This window comes from Paraburkholderia sp. BR10954, from assembly GCF_040965775.1.
Lineage (GTDB): Bacteria > Pseudomonadota > Gammaproteobacteria > Burkholderiales > Burkholderiaceae > Paraburkholderia > Paraburkholderia youngii.
This window is the reverse complement of record NZ_JBFRCK010000230.1, coordinates 1-437: the sequence shown is the minus strand read 5'-3', so window position 1 is coordinate 437 and position 437 is coordinate 1. Positions and strand designations below refer to the sequence as shown.

The 437-nt window shown below is 53.3% G+C and carries 1 protein-coding gene; it reads left to right on the top strand.

Translation table 11 applies throughout. From position 1 onward, the window contains the following. Positions 1–437 (top strand): prolyl oligopeptidase family serine peptidase (locus AB4Y34_RS42010; protein ID WP_368719327.1); only part of this gene is annotated, 437 nt, incomplete at both ends.

Sequence of the window (437 nt, the reverse complement as noted above, 5' to 3'; positions counted from 1 at the left end):
GAATCTGAAAGATGCAGGCCTTCCCGATCGCATTCTGTGGCATAAGGCGGCTGCCTCTCTATATCCCTGGTACGACATCTCGAATTTGGGAATCTTCGGTACATCAGCTGGCGGCCAGAACGCCATTAATGCACTGCTATTCCATTCGGACTTCTATAAGGTTGCGGTAGCCAACAGTGGCTGCTATGACAACCGTATGGACAAGATATGGTGGAACGAACAGTGGATGGGCTGGCCCGTCGGCATCGAATACTCACAGTCCTCCGCCATCGACAATGCCGACAATCTGCGCGGCAAACTTATGCTTGTCGTGGGCGAAATGGACCACAATGTCGATCCGGCCTCCACCTTTGCGCTCGCCGACAGTCTCATTAAGGCGGGAAAGGAATTCGAAATGGTCTATGTGCCTGGTGCTGATCATGGAGCCCCCGGTATCT